Source organism: Candidatus Albibeggiatoa sp. nov. BB20, assembly GCA_016744725.1.
Taxonomy (GTDB): Bacteria; Pseudomonadota; Gammaproteobacteria; order Beggiatoales; family Beggiatoaceae; genus Albibeggiatoa.
Window position 1 is genome coordinate 444 of record JADGDW010000203.1, and the last position, 6,262, is coordinate 6,705.

Below are 6,262 nucleotides of genomic sequence, written 5' to 3' on the forward strand. Positions count from 1 at the left end.
AAGCCAAGGGAATTTGCAGTAAAAACGATGCTATTATTTTTTGTGAGAAGAAAGGAAAACTATATATTTTATTGATTGAACTAAAATCTAAAAATACAGGTGAATATTTCAAACAATTGAAAATGGGACATCTATTCACCCAGTTTATATTAGAGGTTTTAAAATTACATAGTATATATCAAGCTGATCTTGATATTGAATATAGAGGTATTTTATTTACAACTAGTGAAAAAGAGAGTGTAAATAAACTTACAAGTGATGATCGACAAATAGAATATGAAAATAGAGATGGGTTAAAGTTTACAAAAATACACTGTAGTGCTGACAATAATACTTTCAATATCAGTATGTTTCTAAATTCAAAAACAAATTAACTATAAAAAAATCTTACGCTTAAATATATCGCATAGTTCATTATGTCTATGGGCATATTTGCATTTATCTATTGGCTAGCCCTACGTATCGACTCCGAACACAATCAATTTGAAATCATCTGGGAATCCAAACCCCAAACCAGCAATGCACGCCGTGGCATCAAACCCAGTAAACAAAACCAAGATACATGCACCCCCTTACGCCTCAAATGCACCAAACAAGGCTGGTTCAACTGGCTACGGTTTGAACTCAAAATCATCCGCATCTCAATTTACTTCAGCTTTCTATCTGCCTTCACCATCGGCTGGCGACAATACAATATCGGCAACTGGGTGCGCCAACTCCAAACCCGAGACACCACACTACGGATTAGCAAAGGCTGGATACGCTCGATTGCAGGCTTTCAATCCCTCATGGGCTTATATTTACTAGTGATTTGGATGCTGACCCAATTCGGTAGGCCATTTGAATAACACGCGGATATAGCCAAAACAGGGTCTTATTGCCCTATTGTTAAAAGCAGTTTATCTTGTTATAAAAAAGGTATTGATTAGGCGTGCAATATGGGAAAAATGAGTCTTGCACTCCTAAATTACATTATTACGGCCTTTTCTAATATATTTAAATATTTTTCGCTTTCTATTTTCAATAGCGTATAATTTTAGTTTCCATTCTAATTTCTCTAGCTTAAATCTCCCAATATGCTGAAAGGTAAAAAAATCATTGTCGTTATGCCTGCGTACAATGCAGAATCAACCCTACATCAAACCTATGCAGAAATTCCACATGATATTGTTGACGAAGTGATATTAGTGGATGACAAAAGCAATGATGCAACAGTAACCACTTCAGAATCTTTAGGGATTCACACGGTATTGCATTCACAAAATTTAGGTTATGGTGGTAATCAAAAAACCTGTTATCGCGTTGCCTTAGAAAAAGGTGCAGATATTGTGATTATGCTGCATCCTGATTACCAATACACCCCAAAACTGATTACTGCAATGGCTTCCATGTTGGCAGAAGGTTTATTTGATTGTGTATTGGGCTCACGGATTTTGGGCACAGGTGCACTCAAAGGCGGAATGCCACTCTATAAATACATTGCAAACCGTATTTTAACCTTTGTACAAAACATGGTTATTAATTACAAACTATCTGAATACCATACAGGCTATCGCGCCTTTTCAAGAGAAATATTGGAAACCCTGCCATTAGAAAATAATTCCAATGATTTTTTATTTGATAATCAAATGCTAGCACAAATCGTTTATGCAAAATACGCTATAGGTGAGGTTACTTGCCCAACGCTCTACTTTGAACATGCTTCTTCAATTAATTTTAGCCGTTCAGTGACTTATGGACTTGGTGTATTATGGACTTCAGCTCAATATCGTTTACATAGTTGGAAATTACTTCGTTCAGCATTATTTCAACCATTGGATCAGTTGAGACAAGCGAAAACATCAAAAAAAGACTGATTATCAAAATAAATATAGATAACCCGTCTTTAGTTTAATTTTTAATACTGATAGCCTACTGTTGCGAATACACTACGCCCTTCTGTACTGTACTGACTTGCTAGCTCATAATCTTTGTCTAATATATTGTTTAATTTAAGATTGAATGTCCAGTTGTCACGTAAATGATAACTTGCGGTTAAATTCAGCAAACCATAACCTGCTAAACGAGTTTGATTAGCTTTGTCATCAAAACGATGACTTTGGGCGACCCATTCTGCACCAATTCGAGCATGACCTAATTGACGTACCAGTGCAATCTTTGCTGACTTTTCAGCTCGACGTGCTAATACTAAGCTCGTGGTTTTATCTTCTGCTTGCAGCCAAGTTAATTGTGTATTGAGTGTCCATTGTTGCCATTGCCATTTTAAGCTGGCATCCACACCCGTGATTTCAGCTTCATCCACATTGTCTGCAAAATAATTTTGAGTGACAGGATCATAATTAGTTGCGATTAACTTATCAATTTCAGTGCGATATAGATTCAATGCCCATTGATAACCCTGACCTTGACCTAATAAGCCTAATTCATAACTATCAGCCTCTTCAGGTTCAAGATTGGGACTGCCAAAAAAGGGGTAATATAATTCATTAAATGAAGGTGCTTTAAATGCTGTGCCATACGCTGCCATCAAACGTAAATGAGGGGTCAATGTATAACCTAAATTGATATGTCCTGTTGTGTGATGTCCAAATTGCTGGTTATCGTCATAACGCAAGCTGGTAATAGCGGAAAATGCACCGAACTGAGCTTGATATTGAGCGAAAAAGCCTTGATTGTCGCGTTCTGTTTCAATATAAGCCGTATCACTTTTCACGGTCTCATCTTGGAAATCATAGCCAAAATTGAGTGTATGATTATCTCCAATAAATACATCATTCTGCCAGCTAAATTGATAGCGTTCTGTATCAAAATGACTGGGGATAATTACGCCATTGCCAAAACTTTCTTGTTCGCCAATGAAGTTAGCCACTTTGAACTTTGTTACCCAAAAATCATTAATCGCACTATCAAAATCTAAACTGATAATTTGCTCAATAAAATCAGTCTCATTGCCACCAAAAGAAGAATCAAATTCAACATTGCCTTGGGTGCGCATGGCTTGTAATTCAACACTGTTATTTTCATCAAGTTGATAACCTGTGTTTAAATTAAAACCTGTATTTTTGTAGCCATCATCATCAGGCTCAATAGTAAAACAACCTGCTGAAAAACTGCCTTTGCAAGCATTAAAGCCGTCCGTTTGTTCATGATTGGCTGTGATACTTAACCAACTGCTGGCTAAACGATGGCTGGCGTGAACGCTGGTTTGATAGTGATTATCTGAACCTGCTCCAAGTTGCACATTAATTTGTGGCTTACCCAATTTGGCTTTACGGGTGAAAATTTGAATCACACCACCAATCGCTTCTGAGCCATATAATGCTGAACGTGCTCCGCGAACAATTTCAACTCGTTCAATTTGAGCTAAAGGAATGTGTTGTATTGAGGATAAACCTAAGGTCGCAGAGCTGACTTTAACGCCATCAATTAATATTAAAGTGTGGTCGGATTCTGTTCCACGTAAAAACACACTGGCTGTTTGTCCTGCACCACCTGAACGCGTGACATCTACACCCGCCATTCCTTGCAATAAACTAGGTAAATCAATTGCTTGAGATTGTTGAATATCTTGACGTGTAATAATACTGACAGATGCCAAGGTTTCATCAATGGTTTGCGCTGAACGTGCTGCGGTCACAACCACTTCAGGCAATAATTCATCAGCGTGGACGAGTGATATTGAACTCGCAACTAAGCCGACAAGTAATTTTTTCATAAAACACACTTCCTTAAATCATGTAAATGGAAAGTGTGCAGAGGTTAAGACGTAGAAATATAGTTAGATTTTTCACATCTCAGAATTGGAAGTTTTTTAATAACTTACAGCCCTAATAATCTATACAAGAATAACGATAACTATTTCTAAAGACAGAAACTGCCCATGTCGGTTGCCCTCCGCAACACGAAATATAACCATTGTCTAGGCAGGTCTTCGGACTTGTAAGCTTAAGGACAGAATCAATTCACCTTCCCATACAATAATGCACAGTGGTTTTTGAATTGAAAGGCTTAATCACCGCTACGGGGGTAGTGTTGGATTTGCACCAACTTCCCTTTTCATTCTAACGAACACCTAAACAACGGGCGAGATTAAACCGAGGATGTGGCTAAAAGTCAAGTATATTAAAAATAAAAGCTGAAGATCAAAAGGCTCACAGAGTGCAAAAAATAGCTTAGGGTTTATTTATGTAAACTGGAATTAAGAAGAGTTTGAAGGCAAGCCAATGCATGAGTATCAACTTGAATGCGGGAGTCACCGCTGAGTTTTTGTTTAAGCTTCGCTGGATGGTCTTGAGTTCAATTCTATTAAATCTCGTCCAGACTTTAGCTTTCTATATCATTATAAGACTATTGTGGCAGGACTTGATAGAAAATGCCCAACCCATTTAAATATAATGATTTTCAAATTTTAAAAGCCATTTGATAATCTTTCATCTTCCTCGGCAATAACCACATAACGTAGGCTATTTTGTTGTGGCTCAAGTTGTTCTTTCTCACAACGGTAACAAGTCACTAAAATCAAACGCCGTTTCAATCCCGGTTCTAACAAGTCCGTATCGGATTTATTAACCACTCTGGTATCGTGAACTCTATAATGCCATTTTCCTGTTCGTGGAGACTCTAATACTAAGACATCATTAGGTTTTAATGCGCTTAAGAACGAAAAATATAAACTAGGATGAGCACCTAAAACAGTATTGCCTACTTCACCGGGTAACACGCTGCTTTTTAAATAACTTAAGCCTATTGAAAGCATCACCTGTTTTTTTTCTTGTTCTAAAATAATATGTTCTGTATTGAGATGTGGAACTGTTAAACGGGCTATTGGCCACAATTCAGCCCATGGCCATGGCTTAATTTTTTCACCACTCGCTTGAGTACGTAACCAAGCAGTGTGCATCAAATTTTGAGTAACCCAGTCGGAAATTTCGGTATTTTTCACTAATTGCCATGAACCAATTCCAATAAATAAGCCTAAAATCAACCCTCCCCCAATAATTTTAAATGTACTTGTATTTTTTTTTGGTGTGTGCATTGTTTATGCCTCGCTATAAATTGTTTTTATTATTATTGTTTTTTGATGTTATCTAGTCTAAGCGGTAAGCTAGGCCATCAAGAGTGATCGTTATGACAATGTAAGGGCGAAATATGGCTAAAAAATGAATTCGCTTGTCATCACTAAAAGAAGTAAGGCAATTTTAGAACCAAAAATGATGAAAATATGACCCATAAAGAATAATTATAATAGTAGTTGATAATATAAGGATTTAACAAGGGTCATTTTTTGTCCTGATGACTCTTAATCATCTATCAATTTAACCATGCAAATGGGTATAGAATAAATCCTTAGATAAGCTATAAAATTACATTGGATTTACACTATTGCAACTTATGAAGATGTAAACATTTGCCAAGCAGTTTTAGTTATAGTAAATATGTCTCTAATATTTTTTAGGGAATAAGGCATGATGGAATTGCTTAATGAGTTCATCCAAGATTTTAAATTAACAAGCTGGAGTGAACTTGTTGCATTTCTCACAGTTTTATCCATCTTAAGCGGCACTTTTCTTTGGCTATTAAAAAAATATTATCCTCGTCAATTCTTTGATTCACTTGATAACCGCCTTAAGTTACATTTCAAATTTTCCCATTTCCAAAAAGCCTATCATCAACAATTGGTTTATTCGCATCGGGTGTTCAATGTTCGTGGTTTACGCACGAAAGGGACATTTACGCTGGAAGTCGAACGGGTTTTTGTTGCATTGAGGATTACACACACGAATATACAGCAGGCGAATTTTGATCCAATTTTATCGAAAGATTTAGAAGGCAGCCATGAGATTTGGGGTTTTTTACGTCGTGATGATTTATCGGTATTAGTAATTATTGGTGCACCGGGATGTGGCAAAACAACATTATTGCAATATTTGACATTGGCTTTTGCCCAAAATAAACAACCCAAATTATCTTATTCTGTACCGATTTTGTTATTTTTACGTGAACATATTGAACATATCAAGAAAGGTTTAAGTTTAGAAGATTTAGTTACCCCATATTTTGAAGATAAAAAGCGTTTTCCGACTATAGACCCGCCTAATAATTGGTTTCAAAAACAGTTGCATAAAGGGTGTTGTTTATTGATGTTGGATGGTTTAGACGAAGTGGCAGAAGTTAATGATCGCAAACTGGTTTCTGCTTGGATCAGTCAGCAAGTACAGGCGTATGCAAAGTGTCAATTTGTGATTACTTCACGTCCACAGGG

Annotated in this window: 6 protein-coding genes and 1 riboswitch; of the genes, 4 read left to right on the forward strand and 2 right to left on the reverse strand. The window is 36.7% G+C overall.

All coding sequences use genetic code 11. The features are described from left to right. The 3 genes from ABXH34_RS16830 to ABXH34_RS16840 form a co-directional block, all read left to right on the forward strand. Positions 1–374: hypothetical protein (locus tag ABXH34_RS16830; RefSeq protein ID WP_353573045.1), on the forward strand; the 374-nt coding region annotated here is incomplete at its 5' end. Positions 375–416: 42 nt separating this feature from the next. Next, positions 417–848: a hypothetical protein gene (locus ABXH34_RS16835; RefSeq protein ID WP_353573046.1), complete on the forward strand. Its 432-nt coding sequence runs from the start codon at positions 417–419 to the stop codon at positions 846–848. A 228-nt stretch (positions 849–1,076) separates the two neighbouring features. Then, positions 1,077–1,856, forward strand: a complete 780-nt coding sequence (locus tag ABXH34_RS16840) for a glycosyltransferase family 2 protein (RefSeq protein ID WP_353573047.1) — start codon at positions 1,077–1,079, stop codon at positions 1,854–1,856. A 41-nt stretch (positions 1,857–1,897) separates the two neighbouring features. Here ABXH34_RS16840 and ABXH34_RS16845 read toward each other — a convergent pair whose 3' ends face one another. Continuing rightward, entirely contained in the window at positions 1,898–3,715 is a 1,818-nt protein-coding gene (locus ABXH34_RS16845; protein WP_353573048.1) for a TonB-dependent receptor domain-containing protein, read from the reverse strand. A 190-nt stretch (positions 3,716–3,905) separates the two neighbouring features. Then, positions 3,906–4,091: riboswitch (cobalamin riboswitch) on the reverse strand. A 317-nt stretch (positions 4,092–4,408) separates the two neighbouring features. Next, complete coding sequence (locus tag ABXH34_RS16850; RefSeq protein WP_353573049.1) at positions 4,409–5,035, reverse strand: sortase domain-containing protein; 627 nt, start codon at positions 5,033–5,035, stop codon at positions 4,409–4,411. A 430-nt stretch (positions 5,036–5,465) separates the two neighbouring features. On the opposite strand from ABXH34_RS16850, the gene ABXH34_RS16855 reads away from it, so the two are divergent. Further along, the coding region (locus tag ABXH34_RS16855; protein WP_353573050.1) for an NACHT domain-containing protein at positions 5,466–6,262 on the forward strand (797 nt) is incomplete at its 3' end.